The 18773-nt window shown below is 74.7% G+C and carries 16 protein-coding genes; 11 read left to right on the forward strand and 5 right to left on the reverse strand.

The genetic code is table 11. The features are described 5' to 3' along the window. Positions 1-66: 66 nt before the first annotated feature. Positions 67-1113, reverse strand: coding sequence for an ROK family transcriptional regulator (locus tag IO39_RS33635; protein WP_211267255.1), 1047 nt, complete (start codon positions 1111-1113; stop codon positions 67-69). A 75-nt stretch (positions 1114-1188) separates the two neighbouring features. Between IO39_RS33635 and IO39_RS33640 the strand changes: the two genes are divergently transcribed. From IO39_RS33640 to IO39_RS33650, 3 genes are all read left to right on the forward strand, one after another. Continuing rightward, positions 1189-2382 (forward strand): MFS transporter, encoded by a 1194-nt coding sequence (locus tag IO39_RS33640; protein ID WP_052423682.1) that lies wholly within the window; start codon positions 1189-1191, stop codon positions 2380-2382. A 160-nt stretch (positions 2383-2542) separates the two neighbouring features. Further along, on the forward strand, positions 2543-3601 hold the full coding sequence (locus IO39_RS33645) for an LLM class flavin-dependent oxidoreductase (protein WP_043631762.1): 1059 nt from the start codon (positions 2543-2545) through the stop codon (positions 3599-3601). 39 nt (positions 3602-3640) lie between these two features. Next, complete coding sequence (locus IO39_RS33650) at positions 3641-5125, forward strand: AMP-binding protein (RefSeq protein ID WP_043631766.1); 1485 nt, start codon at positions 3641-3643, stop codon at positions 5123-5125. An 87-nt stretch (positions 5126-5212) separates the two neighbouring features. Here the strand turns inward: IO39_RS33650 and IO39_RS33655 are convergent, their stop codons facing one another. Both IO39_RS33655 and IO39_RS33660 read right to left on the reverse strand, forming a co-directional pair. Then, complete coding sequence (locus IO39_RS33655; RefSeq protein WP_043631769.1) at positions 5213-5806, reverse strand: TetR/AcrR family transcriptional regulator; 594 nt, start codon at positions 5804-5806, stop codon at positions 5213-5215. A gap of 103 nt (positions 5807-5909) precedes the next feature. Further along, a complete protein-coding gene (locus tag IO39_RS33660) occupies positions 5910-6830 on the reverse strand; it encodes a cyclase family protein (protein WP_043631772.1) in 921 nt (306 codons plus the stop codon). 30 nt (positions 6831-6860) lie between these two features. Between IO39_RS33660 and IO39_RS33665 the strand changes: the two genes are divergently transcribed. Next, positions 6861-8117, forward strand: coding sequence for a serine hydrolase domain-containing protein (locus IO39_RS33665; protein ID WP_043631775.1), 1257 nt, complete (start codon positions 6861-6863; stop codon positions 8115-8117). Positions 8118-8130: 13 nt separating this feature from the next. On the opposite strand, the gene IO39_RS33670 is transcribed toward IO39_RS33665, so the two are convergent. Both IO39_RS33670 and IO39_RS33675 read right to left on the reverse strand, forming a co-directional pair. Then, a complete protein-coding gene (locus IO39_RS33670) occupies positions 8131-8868 on the reverse strand; it encodes an SDR family NAD(P)-dependent oxidoreductase (protein ID WP_043631937.1) in 738 nt (245 codons plus the stop codon). Beyond that, entirely contained in the window at positions 8868-9458 is a 591-nt protein-coding gene (locus IO39_RS33675; protein WP_043631778.1) for a cysteine hydrolase family protein, read from the reverse strand. Before IO39_RS33675 ends, IO39_RS33670 begins: the two co-directional genes overlap by 1 nt. 110 nt (positions 9459-9568) lie before the next feature. Between IO39_RS33675 and IO39_RS55095 the strand changes: the two genes are divergently transcribed. The 7 genes from IO39_RS55095 (at position 9569) to IO39_RS51205 (ending at position 18760) form a co-directional block, all read left to right on the forward strand. Further along, complete coding sequence (locus IO39_RS55095) at positions 9569-11257, forward strand: serine/threonine-protein kinase (RefSeq protein WP_052423683.1); 1689 nt, start codon at positions 9569-9571, stop codon at positions 11255-11257. Between the two features lie 29 nt (positions 11258-11286). Next, entirely contained in the window at positions 11287-11487 is a 201-nt protein-coding gene (locus IO39_RS59930) for a Zn-ribbon domain-containing OB-fold protein (protein WP_245642453.1), read from the forward strand. Continuing rightward, positions 11484-11807: a VOC family protein gene (locus IO39_RS33690; RefSeq protein WP_245642454.1), complete on the forward strand. Its 324-nt coding sequence runs from the start codon at positions 11484-11486 to the stop codon at positions 11805-11807. Before IO39_RS59930 ends, IO39_RS33690 begins: the two co-directional genes overlap by 4 nt. 19 nt (positions 11808-11826) lie before the next feature. After that, on the forward strand, positions 11827-13335 hold the full coding sequence (locus IO39_RS33695; protein WP_043631786.1) for a class I adenylate-forming enzyme family protein: 1509 nt from the start codon (positions 11827-11829) through the stop codon (positions 13333-13335). Then, entirely contained in the window at positions 13332-15557 is a 2226-nt protein-coding gene (locus IO39_RS53250; protein ID WP_043631789.1) for an acetate--CoA ligase family protein, read from the forward strand. The genes IO39_RS33695 and IO39_RS53250 overlap by 4 nt, the downstream gene beginning before the upstream one ends. Beyond that, positions 15544-16293: a glucose 1-dehydrogenase gene (locus IO39_RS33705; protein WP_043631792.1), complete on the forward strand. Its 750-nt coding sequence runs from the start codon at positions 15544-15546 to the stop codon at positions 16291-16293. The genes IO39_RS53250 and IO39_RS33705 overlap by 14 nt, the downstream gene beginning before the upstream one ends. Before the next feature lie 262 nt (positions 16294-16555). Further along, positions 16556-18760 carry a CHAP domain-containing protein gene (locus IO39_RS51205; RefSeq protein ID WP_052423684.1) on the forward strand — a complete coding sequence of 735 codons (2205 nt, stop codon included), beginning with the start codon at positions 16556-16558 and terminating at the stop codon, positions 18758-18760. The last annotated feature ends 13 nt before the right edge of the window (positions 18761-18773 follow it).

Below are 18773 nucleotides of genomic sequence, written 5' to 3' on the forward strand. Positions count from 1 at the left end.
GGCACTCCGGCCTCGCGCCCGGCGTGCCCGGCGTGCCCGGCGCGAGCGATGAGAGCGCTCTCAGCCTCAGCCGAAGACGCGGTCCCGCACCAGGTCGAGGGCCGTCAGCACGGCGCCCTGGAGCACGGCGTTGCCCGCCACCGTGCTGGCGCGCACCTCGGTCGGGGCCGGTGACAGCTCGCGCAGGCGGTCGGCCACCAGGGCGGCCAGCTCGTCGCCGCCCTCGTGCCCGTTCTCGCCGCCGAGCACGACGAGCCCCGGGTCGAGGAGCGTGACGAAGGCGAAGGCGCCCTTGGCCAGCCGGGCGGCGAACTCCGCCCGGTCCACCCGGCGGGCCGCGCTGTCGGCCACCAGATGGCAGAAGGCGGTGCCGTCCACGTCGAGGAAGCCGATCTCCCCCGCGCCGCCGGAGGCGCCCCTGCGCAGCCGCCCGCCGAGCACGACCGCCGCGCCGACCCCGTCCCCCACCCAGATCAGCACGAAGTCCTCGGCCCCCTGCGCGGCGCCGGTGCGCAGCTCGGCGATGGCGGCCAGGTTGACCTCGTTCTCGAGGATGACCGGCACGCCCAGCCGGTCGCGCCACGCCGGCACGAGCCCTGGCCGCCAGCCCGGCACGTCGTTGGCCGACACCAGCTCCCCGTCCCGGGGCGCGACCAGCCCCGGCGCGCCGACCACCACCGTGTCCACCGCGCGCTCCCCCGCGGCCTCGGCGACGGCGCCGGCGACCAGCTCCACCAGGTCGCCGCCGACCGTCCCGGCGCTCGACCCGACGACCCGGCCGGTGATGTCGGCGACGGTGACGGAGATCGCGTCGCGCCGCAGGTCCACGCCCGCCACGTGGGCCCGGTCCGGGACCAGCGCGTACATGCGCGCGTTCGGCCCCCGCCGGTCTTCTCCCGACTCGCCCGCGGCCTCGATCAGGCCGCCCCGGATGAGCCGCTCGACGAGGTCGGAGACGGTCGGCCGGGACAGGCCGGTGAGCTCGCGGAGCTGGGGCGCGGTCAGCGGGCCCCGTTCGAGCAGCAGGTCGAGGGCCAGCCGGTCGTTGATCGCCCGGGCCATGGAGGGGGTCGCGGTCTTCGCGCCGGTTGCGGCGGGGGTCGCGGTCTTCACCTCGCCCATATTAGTCAGGGTCCCTGCCTGAAAACCTCTTTTCATCAGGAAACCTGCCTGATAGTTTTCCGGGCCATGAGTTCCCATCGCGCCATCGCCGCCGTTTTCGCCGTGCACGGGGCAGTGGCCGGCAGCATGTCCACCCGCATCCCCTGGCTGCAGGACCACCTCGACCTGGACCCGGCGACCCTGGGCCTGGTGCTGCTGTGCCCGCCGATCGGCGCGTTCATCGCCATGCCCATGTCGAGCCGGCTGGCCTACCGGATCAGCGGCCGCAGCGCGACGCGCGTCCTGATCGCCGTGTGGTGCGCGGCCCTCGCGATACCCGCGCTCTCGCCGTCGGCGGCCTGGCTGTTCCCGGCGTTCCTGCTGTTCGGGGCGGCGGCGGGGATGTCCGACGTGGTCATGAACGCGCACGGCGTCGTCACCGAACGCCACCTGGGCCGTTCGATCATGTCCGGGCTGCACGGCATGTGGGCGGTCGGCAGCCTGGCGGCCGGCGGCGTCGGCACCGTGGCCGCGCAGGCCGGCGTCGACGCCCGGCTGCACCTGGCGGGGGTCTCCGCCACGCTGCTCGCGATCGGCGCCCTGGCCGGCCGCGCCCTCCACCGCGACGGCCTCGCGGGCGGCGCGCCCGCCGGCGTGCCGGCGCCACGGCGGTTCGCGCTGCCCCCGCTCGCGATCCTGCCCATCGGCCTGGTCGGCTTCTGCGCGACGTTCGCCGAGGGCGCCAGCGCGAACTGGGCCGCCGTCTACCTCACGGCGGTCACCGACGCGGGCCCCGGCGTGGCGGCGGCCGGCTACACGGTCCTGATGTTCTGCATGGCCGGCACCCGGCTGATCGGCGACCGCATCATCCGGCTCCTCGGCCCCGTGACCGCCGTCAGGGCGGGCGGCGCGGTGGCGGCGCTCGGGGGCGTCCTCGTGGTCATCGCCCGCACGCCCGTGCTCGGCATCGCCGGGTTCGCCCTGATCGGGCTCGGGGTGGCGGTCATCATGCCGCTGGTCCTGGCGGCGGCCGGCAACGCGGGCGCCACGCCGGGCGAGGGGGTGACGGGGGTGGCCTCGATCACGTACCTGTCGGGGATGGTCGCGCCGCCGGTCACGGGGTGGCTGGCGGGCGGGTTGTCCTATCCGGTGGCGTTCGCTGTGATCACGGGGGTCGTGGTGACGATGACGCTGTTCGCCCACGTCCTGCGCACTTCTCCGGACGCCGGGCGGCAGGCGTCACCCGGCCGCCACGAACGAGACAGCCTCGCCAGAGGCTGACCCCGGCCAGGGCGCGCACAGCCGCCAGACTGTTCGATGTTCGTCAACCATCGAACATCGGAATCGGGGCGGGCGCGGGGGTTCATGGTTGGTGTTGGGGTGGGTACGGCGTCATGGTACGCTCCCAAGCGAGCGCTTGGTTCACCCGAGGGGACGCCGCATGAAGTTCTCGACCTTCCACCTCTTCCACCGCTTCGACGGGCAGAGCTTCAAGGACGTCTACGACTACCACCTGGAGCTCGCCGAGCTGGCCGAGGAGCTGGGGTTCGACGGGGTGCGGCTGGCCGAGCACCACTTCCGCGACTACGGCGTCGTCCCCAGCCTGTTCACCATGCTCGCCCACCTCGCCGCCCGCACCTCCCGCATCAGGCTGGGCACCGGCATCGTCGTGCTGCCCCTGCACAACCCCATCCACGTCGCCGAGGAGGCCGCGCAGGTGGACGTGCTGTCCGGGGGGCGGCTGGAGCTGGGGATCGGGCGGGGGTACCAGAGCTTCGAGTTCGAGGGGTTCGGGATCGATCTGGCGGAGGCGCGCGACCGGTTCAACGAGGCGCTCGAGGTGATCGTGGGCCTCTGGTCGCAGGAGACGTACCGGCACGAGGGGAAGTTCTACCGGACCGGGACCGAGGTGTCGCTGGTGCCCAGGCCGCTGCAGGACCCCCACCCGCCGCTGCACGTCGCGGCCGTCTCGCCGGAGACCGTGACCATGTACGCCGAGCGCGGCCTGCCCATCCTGGCCGACCCCGCGGCCCCGTTCCGCAAGGTCGTCAAGGCGGCCGAGACCTGGCGGGAGACGGCCGCGCGGGCCGGGCACGCGCCGGGCGCGGAGCTGGTGGTGGCCCGCAGCGTGTACGTCGCCCCCACCCTGGAGCAGGCCCGGGCCGACCAGGAGCGGTTCGAGGCGTCGTTCGACCGTTCGCGCATCTTCAACGAGCGCAGCGCGCCCATCGACCCCAGGACGGGCCGGGCCGCGCAGGGGTTCGAGTACTACCAGGACCGTTACCTCAAGGGCGGCGCGCTCTCCTCCGACTTCCGGTGGGAGCAGCTGGAGGTCATCGGCGACCCGGCGCGGGTGATCGAGCAGATCTCGCTGCTCAGGGAGGCCGGGTTCGGCAACCTCCTGTGCGACTTCGGCAGCACCCGGCCGATGCCGCTGGAGGACATGAAGCGGGTCATGCGCTTCTTCGCGACCGAAGTCATGCCGGCCTTCGCCGGCTGAAGTCCTGCCGGCCGTCGTGCCGGCTGAAGGGGGCTGACGATGATCCACAGCCTGTCCCTGTCCGACGTCCTCGCCGATCACGCCCGCAGCCGTCCGCAGGTGACGGCGGTGGTGGACGGGCAGCTCCGGCTCGGCTATCCGGAGCTGGACGAGCGGGTCTCCCGGCTGGCGGCGGCGCTGGACGGGCGGGGCGTGAGCGCCGGCGACCGGGTGTTGTGGCTGGGCCGCAACTCGCACGCGGTGCTGGAGCTGCTGCTGGCCTGCTCGCGGCTGGGCGCGGTCTGCTGCCCGGCGAACTGGCGGCAGTCGGAGGACGAGCTGCGCTTCGTGCTCGCCGACCTGGCCCCCGCGGCCGTGTTCCACGAGGAGTCCGAGACCGTCGCGGCGCTGCGCGAGCCGTCGTGGGTGCGGGCCGGCGAGGAGTACGAGCGGCTGCTCGGCCAGGCCGCCCCCCGGGAGTTCCCCCAGGTCGCCGACACCGAGCCGGTCCTGGCCCTCTACACCGCCGCGTTCGGGGGCCGGCCGGCCGCCGCCCTGCTCAGCAGCGCCGCGCTGGTCGCGCACGCCACGTCGCTGCTGGTCGTACGGCAGATGGAGCCCGGCTTCACCTTCCTCAACAACGGCCCGCTCTTCCACGTCGGGACCATGATGTTCTGCCTGGCCACGTTCCAGATCGGCGGCACGAACGTCTTCACCCCGGCCTTCGACGCCGAGGAGGTGTGCCGGCTGATCGACGCCGAGCGGGTGACGCAGGCGTTCCTGTTCGGGCCGATGATCGACGCGGTGGCCAGGGCGAACGCCGGCGGCAAGTACGACCTGTCGTCGCTCCGCTTCGTCTCCCACTCCCCCGAGTGGGACGACATGATCACCGTGGACGACTCGCCCTGGTGCCGCTCGAAGATGGGCGGCTACGGGCAGACCGAGGTGGGCGGCATGCTGACGTTCCTGGGGCTGGCGGAGGGCGGGGCCGGGTTCGCGGGGCGGCCGTCGCCGCTGGTGCAGGTACGCCTGCTGGCGCCGGACGGGAGCGAGGTGCCGGCGGGCGAGGTCGGGGAGATCTGCGCCCGCGGCAAGACCCTCTTTTCCGGATATTTCGCCCGGCCCGGCTTAAATGCGGAAAAGGTGCGGTACGGCTGGCACCACACCGGCGACCTCGGCCGCCGCGAACCCGACGGCACCATCACCTTCATCGGCCCCAGGCTCCGCATGATCAAGTCGGGGGCCGAGAACATCTACCCGGCCGAGGTGGAACGCGCGCTCAAGTCCCACCCCGCCGTGGCCGACGCCGCCGTCATCGGGGTGCCCGACCCCGACTGGCACCAGACGGTCAAGGCCCTGGTGGTGCTGGAGGGCGGGGCGCGGGCGACGGAGGACGACCTGGTGGAGCACGTCAGGGGGCTGCTGGCGGCGTACAAGCGCCCACGTCACGTCACGTTCGTGCCGGAGCTCCCCAAGCGCGGCTTCACCCCCGACTACGACGCGCTGGACGCGGCCCACGGCGGCGGCAACTACCCGGGCGAGTGAACCGGCCCCGCGACTATCCGGGCGAGTGAACCGGCCCCGCGACTACCCCGGCGAGCGAACCGGCCCCGCGACCGCCCGGGCGGGTGATCAGCCCCGCGTCAGGGGCAGTCCCGCCTCCAGGTGGGCCATGGCCTCGTCGAGCCGGGCCGGCGCGTCCATCTCCGGATGCTCCACCCACTCGAACCAGAGCGCCAGGATCACCCCCATGATCGCCCCCGTCACGTTGCGGATCTCCGGATCGTCCGGGGCGCGCCCCTCGCGCCGCGCGAGCCGCTCCTGGAGGGTCCGGGCCACGCCGGTCACGTTGGCGATGCTCGCCGCCCACAGCTCGGGCATCGTGAGCATGAGCAGCTCGCGCGCCACGCTGTCGGCGCGCTCCTGCGGCGTCTGCCCCTCGATCACGGCCCGCATGGCCGTGCGCACCGCCCGCACCGGCCCGAACTCGGGCGGCACCGCGTCCAGCGCCTCGACGAACGGCGGGAACTGGTCCACCAGCACCAGGTCCTCTTTGGTGGGGAAATAGCGGAAGACGGTGCTGGGCGCGACCTCGGCCGCCTCGGCGATCTGCTCGACCGTGGTGGCCGCGTAGCCCTGGTCGCGGAACAGCCGCAGCGCCTCCTTCTGGATCAACGCCCTCGTCTTGGCCTTCTTCCGCTCGCGCAGGCCCGGTCGCTCGCTCATGGCACCGCATTCTCGGGGGTACGGGGGCGCGCGTCCACTCCCGGGAGTTCACCGCATTTCGCTACCCTGCTCTCCTTTGCGACCGGGCACCCCTCACCGCGCCTCAGAGGATCGCCAGCGGGGTGAGCGGGCTGCCGGTGCCGCCCTCGATGCGCAGCGGCGCCGCCACGAACACGAACTCCGTACGGCCCCCGCGCTCCAGGGCGGCTCCCAGCTCCTCCAGCCAGAGCATCTCGATCAGGTGCACGCCGTGCCGGTGGAGCAGGACGAGGTGCAGGTCGTCCTCCGGCGGCTCGTCGGCCAGCCCGCGCCCGTCGAGCCCGCCGATGGCGGCGTTGTCGCAGGCCACCGCGGCCACGTCGTGCGCCGCCAGCCACCGGCCCGCCTCCGCCGACAGCCCCGGCTGGCCCGACCAGTACTCCTCGCGCGAGCGTTCCCACACCGCCGGCCAGCCGGTGCGGATCACCGCCACGTCGCCGGGGCGCGGCTCGGCGATCTCGGCCAGCAGCCCGGCCGGGACGCGGTGGCCGGCGGGCAGGTGGTCCAGGCCGAGCCGGCGGGGCACGTCGTACAGCACCCCTCGGGCCACCACCCCGCCCACCTGCTCGATCCCGCAGCGGGTGGCGCCGTAGGAGCGGACCCGGGCGGCCGGGTGGCCGTTGTAGAGCTCGTCGCCCGACCACATGTGGCACAGCGCGTCCATGTGGGTGGTGGTGCCGTGCGGGGTGACGATCAGGGCGTCGTCGGCCACCCGCAGGCCGTGGCCGATCGGGCGGGCGCCGGCCGCGTAGTCGCCGCCGTCCACGGACATGAAGTGCTGCGGCAGCGGGCGGCCCGGCAGGTGCGGCATCGTGCCGGGAGCGGGCGAGGAGGTGGCGCCCCTGATCGGCATGGCCAGGCTCAGCACCTCGCCGGTGGCGGCGCTGCGCAGGGCGTCGAGGACCACGGCCGGGGTGAGGAGGTTGAGGGTGCCACGCTGATCGTCTGGGCCGAATCGTCCCCAGTTGTTAGGCTCGGTGGCCAAGTAAGCGCTTCCTTTCGGTGTGGAGGTCTGATGCACTGCGATCCCCGGTTCTCCCGCGTGCGCGAGGTGTTCGAGCGGCAGTTCGCCGACGGCTCCGAGCTGGGCGCGGCCTTCGCCGTCTACCTGGACGGCGAGCTGGTCGTGGACCTGTGGGACGGCGTCGCCGACCGGCACACCGGGCGGCCCTGGGAGCGCGGCACGCCCGCCTTCGCCTACTCCTGCACCAAGGCGATCACCGCCGCCGTGCTGCTGCGGCTCGCGGAGCGGGGTCTGGTGGACGTGCGCGCGCCGGTGGCCGAGGTGTGGCCCGAGTTCGCGGCCGGCGGCAAGGGGGCGACCACGGTCGAGCACCTCCTCAGCCACCAGGCCGGGCTGCCGGTGGTGGAGGAGCCGGTGCCGGTGGCGGAGTTCGAGGACCAGCCGGCCATCGCCGCCCGGCTCGCCCGCCAGACGCCGCTGTGGGAGCCGGGCAGCGCGCACGGCTATCACGCGCTGTCGTACGGGTTCCTGGTGGGCGAGGTGGTCAGGCGGGTGACGGGCAAGTCGGTCGGCGAGCTGGTCGCGGCCGAGATCGCGGGGCCGCAGAAGCTGGAGTTGTGGGTGGGCGCGCCGGACGACGTGATCGACGGGGCGGCCCGGCTCACGGCGGGCGCGCGCCCGGGTGCCGACCGGCCCCTGAAGGTGACGGAGACCGAGGAGCCGGCCCGCGACCGGCCGCGGGCAGTTCAAGACGGCGAGCGCGCGCAGGCAGTTCAAGGCGGCGAGCGGGCGCAGGCGGCACAGGACGGCGAGCGGGCGCAGGACCCGGTGACCGCGCTGACCAGGGCGGCGCTCGACCCGCAGAGCCTGATGAACCGCGCGCTCGGCAACCCGGGCATGAACCTGCTCAAAGGCGGCGCGAACCATCCGGTGATCCTGCGGGCCGGCTGGCCGGCGGCGGGCGTCGTCACCACCGCCAGGGGCCTGGCCGGGTTCTACCGTGCGCTGATCGGCGGCGACCTGCTGGCCCCCGCGACGCTGCGGGAGGCGCTGCGGCCCCGGGTGGCCGGTCCCGATCGGGTGCTGCTCATGGAGACCTCGTTCGGGCTGGGCTTCATGCGGCCGTCGATGACGTTCCTGGCGCCGTCGCGCACCGCGTTCGGCCACTCGGGGATGGGCGGCTCCCTCGGGATGGCCGACCCGGAGCGCGGCCTGGCCGTCGGGTACGTGATGAACCGGATGGCCGACGCGCTCTCCGGCAACCTGCGCGGGGTGCGGCTGCTGGGGGCCGTCTACGACTCGTTGTGAGCGCATCGCCACGTCAGTGCATGGTCACGCCGCCGCTCACCGACAGGGTCTGCCCGGTGATGTACGCGGCGCGTTCCGTACAGAGGTAGGCCACCAGCCCGGCCACGTCGGCGGGTGTGCCGAGGCGGCGCAGCGGGATGCCCCGCGTGATCTTGCCGACCAGGGCCGGGTCGGCGGCGGAGACCCGGCGCAGCATGGGGGTGTCGGTCGGGCCGGGGCAGACCACGTTGGAGGTGACGTGCGCCCCGGCGGCCTCCCTGGCGAGGGTCTTGGCCAGGCCGAACAGCCCGGCCTTGGTCGCCGCGTACGCCCCCTCGCCCCCGGACCCGGCCCTGGCCCCGTCGGAGGAGACGAACACCAGCCGCCCCCACCCCCTGGCCAGCATGCCCGGCAGCAGCAGCTTGGTCAGCAGCATCGGGCCGCGCAGGTTGACCTGCCACATGAGGTCCCAGCCCGCCGGGTCGCTTTCGGTGAACGGCTCCACGATCGCCACCCCGGCGTTGTGCACCAGCACGTCCACCTCGCCCGCCGCGTCCGCGAACCGCTCGACGGAGGCCGGCGCGGCCAGGTCCACGGGCAGGGCCCGCGCGCCGGGCAGGCCCGCCGCCACCTTCTCGGCGTTCGGCAGGTCCACGTCGGCGACCAGCACGCGGGCGCCGAGCGCGGCCAGGTCCGCGGCGATGGCGGCGCCGATCGCGCCCGCTCCCCCGGTCACCACGGCCATCCGGCCGTCCAGGCGCAGCCCGTCCATCAGCGCCACACCCCGGCCAGCTCGGTGGCGGTGGCGCGGCCGGCCAGCAGGCTGATCGTGTGCTTCAGCACGGCCCGCGCGTAGTCCTCGGGGATGCCCGCGACCGCGTCGGTGACCACGGTCACCCGGTAGCCCAGGTTGACCGCCTCCAGGGCCAGGCCGGGGATGCCGAGGTTGAGCGAGACGCCGAGCGCGACCACGGCCGTGACGCCCAGCGAGCGCAGCGTCATGTCCAGGGAGGTGCCGGTGAACGGGGAGAAGCCGTGGTGGCGCCGGCTCTCCAGGTCGCCGTCCGCGCGCAGCTCGGGCAGCACCTCGGTGGCGGCCGTGCCCTCCAGCATGTGGCCGGGGTCCTTCAGCAGCGAGACGATGAACGGGCAGTTGCCGGCGTGGGAGCCGGCCCGGTCGGGCCGGAACGCGGCGGTGCAGTGGATCACCGGCAGCCCCGCCCGGCGGGCCGCGCCCAGCACCCGGGCGGCGTTGGCCACCACGTCGTGGCGGGCGCACGCCGCCACCAGCTCGGGGAACTTCGTCAGGTCGCCGACGACGCCCCGCTGCATCTCCATGACCAGCACCGCCACGCGCTCCACCGGCGACCTCCACAAGCGCTTGCTTGGCGAGGAGCATAACATCCCCGGCCGTGACAACCCGAACCCCAGGTGAGACCGTCGAAGTGGAAGACGCTTATGGGGGGTGGGACTTGGTCCCCGGTTACCGTGAGGCGCGCCAGCTCGGCGCCGGTCGCACCGGCCGCGTGCACCTGGCCACCTACGAGCCGACCGGCGCGTACGTGGCCGTCAAGTACCTCAACGCCACCCTGCGCAGGGACGCCGAGTTCATGGAGCGCTTCCGGTCCGACGCCCCCCGGCTCGTCGAGCTCGACGACCCGAACGTGGTGCGCCTGTACGAGTACGTCGAGACCCCGGAGCGGGCGGCCGTGGTCATGGAGCTGGTGGACGGCGTGTCGCTGCGCACGCTGCTGGCCGAGCACGGCCGGCTGAGCCCGGAGGCGGCGCTGGCCGTGGTGAAGAGCACGCTGGCGGCGCTGGTCGTGGCCCACGAGCGGGGCGTGCCGCACCGGGACGTGCAGCCGGGCAACATCCTGGTCCAGGCCGACGGCGGCGCCAAGCTGGGCGACTTCGGCGTCGTGGTGCACGCCGAGGCGCCGGGGGTGCCCGCGGGCACCCCCGCGTACATGGCGCCGGAGTTGTGGACGCGGCACCGGGCGGGGCCGGCGGCCGACGTGTACGCGGCGGCGTGCGTGCTGTTCGAGTCGGTCCGGGGGCGGCCGCCGTACCGGGCGTACCGGGAGGGCGGGGAGCAGGACGTGCCCGCGCTGCGCGAGCGGCACCTGACCGAGCCGGTGCCGCTGGAGGAGGCGCCGGACACGCTGCGCGACCTGCTCAGGCGGGGGCTGGCCAAGGGCCCGGAGGCCAGGTACGCCACGGCCGCGGCGTTCGCCAGGGAGCTGGAGGAGGACGCGGTCGTCGGGTACGGCCGGGACTGGGAGCAGCGCGGGCGGCGGCAGCTCGCGGAGCTGGCCACGCTGCTGGCGCTGCGCTTCCCGCTGGCCGGGAGCGGCGGCGGAGCCCGCGCGGCGCGGCCACGCGTCCGGGTGCCCCGGCTGCCGCCGCAGCTCTGGATGGCGGGCGCGGCGGTGGTGGCGGCGCTGGTCGCGATCCTGCTGTCGGGCGGGCGGCTGCCGTCGGGGCCGGGGACCATCCTCATGCCGCCGCCCGGCGCGGAGCCCGGGCCCGCCGCCACCTCCACCCCTCCGGAGCCCGGGGAGCCCGGGGAGCCCGCCCGCACCACTCCCCGCACCACTCCCCCGCCGCCCCCGCCGCCGCCGTCCCGGTCTTCCCCGCCTCCGCCGTCCCCGCCTCCCGGCCCCACCCGGCAGGGCGGCGGGCTCGTGCCGGGGCCCGCCGTGCTGGCCGTCACCATCCTGCGGTGGAACGGCACGGCCGGGTCGATCGCCGTCTCGGTGGACGGCGCGGCGTCGGTGCGGCTGCGGGTGGCGTACACGCGGCGGAACGGGGAGCGCGGCGTGGCCAGGAGGGTGCGGGAGGAGAGCCGCACCCTGAGCGGCCGGACCTCCTACACCGTCGGCGTGCGGCACGAGCCCGGCCGGGTGGCGTGCGGCGGGCGGGCGTACGCCGGGATCGTGGTCATGACGGAGCCGGCGGCGGGGAACGGGCCGCAGGTGGGCGAGGCGGCGGTGCACGGACCCGCCTGCCCGGAACCACCCGCCCCCACCCCCCCCCCCGACCCCGCCTGCCCCTGGTGCGGCGGCCGCGACCTGACCTTCGCCCCGGTCTCCGGCGAGGGCGTGGTGCACACCTACACCTCCCCGAGCCCGCCTGCCCCTGGTGCGGCGGCCGCGACCTGACCTTCGACCCGGTCTCCGGCGAGGGCGTGGTGCACACCTACACGGTCGTGCACCGCTCGTTCGCCCCCGGCTACCGGGGCCGCGAGCCGTACGTCATGGCCTGGGTGGACCTGCCGGAAGGTGTGCGGGCCTTCGGGCACGTGGTGGGGTGCCCGCCCGAGCGGGTGCGCATCGGCCTGCCCGTACGCGTGACGTTCCTCGACGACCTGCCCCATTGGAGGCCCGCGTGAAGCTCGGCAACATCCTGATCCCCGTCACCGACCTGGACGAGGCCATCGCCTTCTACGGGCTGCCGGTGAAGTTCCGCGACGGCGACCGGTTCGCCGCGCTCGACGGGGGCGGGGTCACCGTGGCGCTGGCGGGGCCGGCCGAGCACGTGACCGCGGGGGCGGCGCCGTCGTACAAGGTGGACGACGTGGCGCGGGCCGTGCGGGAGATGGCGGCGCGCGGGGCCGAGGTGGTGCGGGCGCCCGAGGCGGGGCCGCACGAGACGCGAGCCGTGCTGCGCGACCCCTCGGGCAACGCCTTCGTGCTCTATTCGCCCCTCTGACCCGCCCGTGGAGGCACCCATGGCACGATCACCCTACGGCAACTACGGTCACGCGATCCTGACCGCCGCGGCGCTGCGCACGCCCGACCGGGTGGCGCTGACCTACTGCGGCGAGCGGAGCTTCACCTACGACCAGCTCAACAGGAACGTCAACCGCCGCGCCCACGCCCTGCTCGCCGCCGGGGTGGCGCCGGGCACGCGGGTGGCGGCGCTGCTCAACGAGACGTTGCGGGTGGCCGAGGTGTACCTGGCGCAGGCCAAGATCGGGGCGGTCACGGCGGCGCTGAACCCGTACTGGCCGGAGGAGACGCTGCGCGCGGTGGTGGCGGCGGCGCAGTGCACGGCGTTCGTGTACGACGCCACCGTGGAGTCCGTGGTCGAGCGGATCAGACCGGCCCTGCCGCAGGTGAGCGCGTGGATCCACGTACGCGACCTGGAGGGCGGCTCCGACGCCGAGCCCCCGCTGGGCGGGCACCACGACGACCCGCTGGCCCTCTACTTCACCTCGGGCACGACCGGGCTGCCCAAGGCCGTGGTGCACACGCACGCGTCGTCGCTGGCCACGGCGCAGATCTGGCTGGACGTGCCGCGCGCGCCGGACTCGGTGTTCGGGACGGGCGCGATCATCTGGGGCATCGGCTTCCCGGCCATCGTGGGGCCGGCGCTGTACGCGGGGATGCGGCTGGTGCTGGAGCAGGACTGGGGGCCGGCGAACTTCCTGCGCGTGGTGCCGCGCGAGCGGGTCACCCATCTGTCGCAGATCCCGTCGTTCTACTCGGCCCTGCTGTCCTCGCCGGAGCACGAGGGCGTGGACCTGTCGTCGATCAGGGTGATCATGCTGGGCGGGGAGCCGCTGACGGCGACCATGCTCGACCGGATCAAGGCCAGGCTGCCCCAGGCGGGCGTGTACGCGTACTACGGGCAGACCGAGGCGCCGTACACGTGCATGGGGCGGGTGGACGACGGCTCCATCCCGCTGGGCTCCTCGGGGCGCGCCCGCACGGGGAACGCGGTGCGCGTCACCGGGCCGAGCGGTGAGCCGGTGATCGACGAGGTCGGCGAGATCAACCTGGCCGGGCCGCACCGGATGGCCGGATATGACGGCCTGCCGGAGCGGACGGCCGAGGTGCTGCGCGGCGAGTGGTACGTGGGCGGCGACCTCGGGACGCTCTCCGCCGACGGCGTGCTGCGCGTGCTCGGGCGCAGGGAGGACGCGATACTCAAGGGCGGCGTCTGGACCCAGCCGGCCGTGATCGAGGAGGCCGCCGCGGCGCTCGACGGCGTGGCCGAGGCGGGCGCGGTCGGGGTTCCTGAAGGGGCCTCCGAGCAGCGGGTGCTGCTGGCCGTGGTGCCCCGGGCCGGGCACACGCTCGATCCCGCCAAGCTGGCGCTGGCGCTGGCCGACCGGCTGCCGGAGCACCGGCGCCCCGACGACATCGTGGTCACCGCCGAGCTGCCGCACTCGCAGGACGCCTCGGGCGGGCCCGGCAAGCTGCTGCGCCGGCGGATCCGCGAGCTGCTCGCGTGAGCCTCCCTTACGAGCACGAGATCAAGACGCTGCTCGCCGCGGCCGGCGTGCCGGTGCCGCGCGGCGTCGTGGTGCCCTGCGACGGCTCCGGACCGAACGGCGACCGCGGACGCGACGCCCCGGCGCGCGACGGCTCCGGGACGCGCGGCGAGCGCGGGCGCGGCGGCTCCGGGACGGACGGCGAGCGCGGGCGCGGCGGCCCGGGGCGCGACGAGTTCGGGGCGGCCGGGGAGCTGGCGGGGCCGCTGGTGCTGAAGGCGTTCGGGCCGGGGCTGACGCACAAGTCCGAGGCCGGGGCGGTGGTGCTGGGGCTGTCGCACGAGGAGCTGCCCGCCGCGGCGGCCCGGATGCGGGAGCGGCTGGAGCCGGCCGGGTTCCTGGTCGAGGAGCAGGCCGCGCCCGGCGTCGAGCTGATCGTGGGGCTGGTGCGGGACCCGGCGTTCGGGCCGGTGCTGCTCGCCGGGCTGGGCGGCGTGTTCGCCGAGGCGCTGCGGGACACGGCGCTACGGCTCTGCCCGATCACCGAGCCGGACGCGCGGCGCATGCTGGCCTCGCTGCGCGGGGCGGCGGTGCTGGACGGCTGGCGCGGCGGGCCCGCCGTGGACGTGGCCGCCGTCGTCAAGGTGCTCATGGCGGTCGGCGGGGCCGGCGGGTTGTGGGAGCGGCTGGAGCTGGGCGAGTTCGAGCTGAACCCGATCATCGCCGGCCCGTCCGGCGCGATCGCGGTCGACGCCCGCTACCTCCCCGAACGTTCCGCCCCGCGCGGGAACGCCCCCTCCCGGACGGCGCGCACCGATCCGGACCGGAGCGAGCCCTCGCAGGCGACGCGGAGCGATCCCGGCCGGGCCGATCAGGGGCGGGAGACGGACTTCCTGCCGCTCTTCGAGCCGCGGGCGGTGGCCGTCGTCGGAGCGTCCACGTCGCGGCCGAACTTCGGGAACCTGTTCCTCGGCTTCTACCGGGACGCGGGCGTCCCCCTGGTCGCCGTGCACCCCACGGCGGAGGAGGTGGCCGGGGTGCCGGCCGTGCCCTCCCTGGCGCGGGCGGAGGCGGACTACGCGCTCGTGGCCGTGCCCGCCGGGCGCTGCGCCGAGGTGGTGCGGCAGGCGGGCGGGGTGCCGTTCGTGCAGGTGATGAGCGGCGGCTTCGGCGAGGCCGGGCGGCCGGAGCTGGAGGCGGAGCTGGTCGCGGCGGCCCGCGCGGCGGGGACGCGGCTGCTCGGGCCCAACTGCATGGGCGTGTACTGCCCCCGGGGCCGCCAGACGTTCGTCGGCGGCGGCCTGGGACCGGCCGGGACGGTGGCGCTGATCTCGCAGAGCGGCGGCCTCGCGGGCGAGGTGATCAAGGTCGGGGAGCGGCGGGGGCTGGCGTTCAGCCGGGTCGTCACCGTCGGGAACGCGAGCGACGTCACCCCCGCCGAGCTGCTGCGCTGGCTGGCGGGCGACGCCGAGACGCGGGTGATCGGCCTCTACCTGGAGGATCCGAGGGACGGGCGCGAGCTGTACGCGGCGCTGCGGGCCACGGACCTGCCCGTGGTGCTGCTGGCCGGCGGGCGCACCGCGCAGGGCCGCCGGGCGGCGGCCTCCCACACGGGCGGCCTGGTGAGCGACCGGCGCGTCTGGGAGGCGATGGCCGAGCAGGCGGGCGCGGCGCTGGTGTCCGCGCAGGACGACCTGATCGGGGCGCTGGCCTACTTCCAGGCGCACGGCGCGCGCGTCACCTCGGGGGACGGCGTGCTGGTGGTGGGGCCGAGCGGGGGCGCGAGCGTGCTGGCGGCGGACGCGTTCGACGGGGCCGGGGTGCGGCTCGACCCGCTGCCCGGCGACCGCCTGGACGCGCTGCGCGCGCTCGGGGTGGCGGCGGCGGGCAACCCGCTGGAGGTGCCGGTGGGGCCGCTGGGCCGGGCCGGGCTCGTGGCCGACGTGATCGGCGTGCTGGCGGGGCCGTACCGGGACGTGGTGGCGCACGTGAACGTCCAGGCCTTCTTCACGTACGGGGACGCCGCCGAGCCCCTGTACGCCTACGCGCGGGCGCTGGCCGGAGCCCAGGCCGCGCGGCCGGGCGTCAGGATCACCCTCGTCACCAGGAACGGCGAGTGCGCGCCCGCCGGCGTGGCGGACGAGGTCGGCCGGATCGCGGCGGAGGCGGGCATCCCCGTCTACCGCTCCATGGAGGCGGCCGCCGTGGCCGTCGCGGCAGGAGGACGTCATGGGGTTGCTTGACGGCAAGGTCGCGCTGATCACCGGCGGGGCGCGGGGCATGGGCGCCGCGCACGTGCGCCTGTTCCTGGAGGAGGGGGCGCGGGTGGTGTTCGGGGACGTGCTGGAGGAGGAGGGCGAGGCGCTGGCGAAGGAGACGGGGGCGACGTTCGTGCGTCATGACGTGACGAGCCCCCGGGAGTGGGAGCGGGCCGTGGGGACGGCCGGGGAGGCGTACGGCAGGCTCGACGTGCTGGTCAACAACGCCGGAATCCTGAAATATGGGCGTATCGCCGACATGTCGCTCGAAGACTTCGACCGGGTGATCGGCGTGAACCTCCGGGGGACGTGGCTGGGGATCAAGTCGGTCATCGAGCCGATGAAGGCGGCCGGGCGCGGCTCGATCGTGAACATCTCCTCCATCGAGGGCTACATCGGGGCGGAGGGGCTGTCGGCGTACGCGGGGTCGAAGTTCGGCGTGCGCGGCGTCACCAAGTCGGCGGCGCGGGAGCTGGCCAGGTTCAAGATCCGGGTGAACTCCGTGCACCCCGGCGCGATCAACACCTCGATGGTCAAGGACCCGGACCTGATGAAGGAGGTCGACGCCGACGCCTTCGTGAAGTCCATGGTCATCAAGCGCTTCGCCAAGCCTGTCGAGGTCTCGCACGTGGTGGCGTTCCTGGCTTCGGACCGGGCCGGCTACTGCACGGGCAGCGAGTTCACGGTGGACGGCGGCCTGCTGACCGGCGCAGGATACTGAGATCTCACCCAAAGGTAGATCTTTTAGCGTTAAACCACCCAACCTTGGACATCTCTGGCAACATCACTGACCTGCGGTTCCTCACCCGAGAGAGGCATGGGCCTTCTTGGGGCGTGCGTGAGCTGGGGTTACGACCAGATAACATCACTCATCACGGAAGACGACAGGTCTCCGGTTTTGTCACACAAGTCCCCGGGTTCCCTCCTGACCCGGTGCTGCGTGGATAAACCCGGTCTTGCCCGGAAGGTTCCCCCATACTTCCATGACGCCAGAGATCCAGAAGTACATCGAACTGCTCGAGAGCCAGCTCGGCTACTCGGAGAAGGCCGGAGCGTACACCAAGTTCGGCGACTGGTACGGCAAGAACGTCGAGTTCGACGCCGACTACAGCTCCGCGCCGTGGTGCGACATGTACCTCTCATGGGCCGCGCACAAGCTCGGCTACGAGGAGTGGATCGGCCAGTTCGCGTGGACGGTCGCGCACGCGAAGTGGTTCAAGGAGCAGGGCGCCTGGGGGAAGAAGCCCCAGGTCGGAGCCCTCGTCTTCTACGACTGGAGCGGCTCGAACGACATCGACCGCATCGACCACGTCGGCATCGTCACCCGGGTCGAGGGCGACACGATCTACACGATCGAGGGCAACATCGACGGGGGCGTCGCCAAGCGCAAGGAGCGCGACACCAGCAAGGTGGTCGGCTACGGCTACCCGCAGCGCGTCAAGGAGCGGCTCGACAGGGCGGCGGCGAAGAAGAAGGCCGAGAAGCAGGCGTCCTCGCCCGGCGGGCCCGGCGGTGAGGTTGGCACGCTCCAGATCCCGGAGGAGTCGCTCAGCTCGCTGATCCCCCGGGCCGACGCGGGCCCCGCCCCCCGGATCCCGCTGGCCGGCGAGCATCTCCGCTCCCAGGACCCCACGCGCGAGGCGACCGGCGCCCAGGGTCAGGTGGAGGGCCAGACCCCCGGCCAGACCCAGGGGCAGCCCCAGCCCGGCTCCTCGGACAAGACCTCCGGCTCCGCCTCCCAGCGGAAGAGCCACTCCGACGCCACCGCGCAGTCGCCCGCCACCTCGGGCGCCGGCTCCTCCTCCAAGTCGCACGCCACCCGGGGCTCCGACTCCGCCACCGCTTCCGGCTCCCACTCAGCCTCGGCCCCGAACTCCACCTCGGCCAAGCAGGGCCCGCGGACGGCGGCCTCCGCCGCCCCCGGCACGGCCACGAAGGGCAAGCACGCCAAGCCCTCCACGGCCGACACCGAGGAGGCCACCACCGAGCCCCTCCCCACGCTCACCGACGCCTCCGCCACCGGACCGCTGTCGGCCATCGACTCGCCGACGCTGGTCGGCTCGGCCCTGGTCGCCGCCCTCGCGCTGCTCGCCGTGGCCAAGACCCGCCGCCTGCGCCTGAGCCCGGTGGGCGCCACGGCCGGCAAGCCCGCCAAGACTCCGCGCCCGTCCCGGGCCAAGGGCCGCCGCCGCCGTGGCAGGACGGCCGAGGTCCCGGCGCCCCCGTCCCACCGCCGCGACGCCGACCGCCGCCCGGCCACCACCGAGCGCCGCGACGCCGACCGCCGCCACCTCGACACCCCCGAGCGCCGCTACCTGGACACGAGCGAGCGCCGCAACGCGGTCGAGCTCCAGGAGACCGCCGAGCGTCTGGCCACGTCGGCCGCCCTGCGCTCGCTCGCCGCCTCGGAGGCCGCCCGGCCCGCCGGCGCCAGGCACCGCAGGCTCCCCCTCGACACCAGGCCCTTCGACCTGGCCACGGACACCACCCGCCACCACGCCGCGGACCACCACGCCGCGGACCACCGCGCCCCGGGCGCCCCCGCCACGGGCCACCCCACCTTCGACCACCGCACCGCCGACCACCGCACCCCGGGCCGCCGCACCCCGGACCCCGCCTTCGGCAGCCGGCCCTACGAGCCGGACTTCGACCGCACCCGCTTCACGTTCACGGACGAGACGGGCCCCATGGAACGCCTCACGTTCACGGACGAGACAGGCCCGCTGGAGCGCCTGACCTTCACGGACGAGACCGGCCCCATGGAGCGCCTGACCTTCACGGACGAGACGGGGCCGCTGGAGGTCGTGCTCGACACGGGCCCGCTGCGGCGCGTCGTCGACACCGCCCCCTTCGAACGCATCGTCATCCCGGGCGCGAGCAGCGCGTTCGACGCCTTCGCCCCGCCCATGAGCCGGCGCGGCGGCGACGGCGGCGACCTCCTCGGCACCCCCGTGCCCGCCTCCGGGACCGGGTACCGGGGCCGCCGGCGGCGTCACTCGGCCGAGGAGCGCAACGCGTTCTCCCCCGACCTCCCGCTCCGGGGCCGCCGCCACCGCCGTACGGACGCCGAGCCCCTCCAGCAGCACGACACCGCCCTCCGGGGCCGCCGCCACCGGCGCGGCCACCCCGAGGACGAGCACCGCCTCGTCGGCGCGGGCAGCACGGAGCGAGGCCGCCACCGCGCCTGACCCATCCCGGGAC

The sequence above is a fragment of the Nonomuraea candida genome (assembly GCF_000725485.1).
Lineage (GTDB): Bacteria > Actinomycetota > Actinomycetes > Streptosporangiales > Streptosporangiaceae > Nonomuraea > Nonomuraea candida.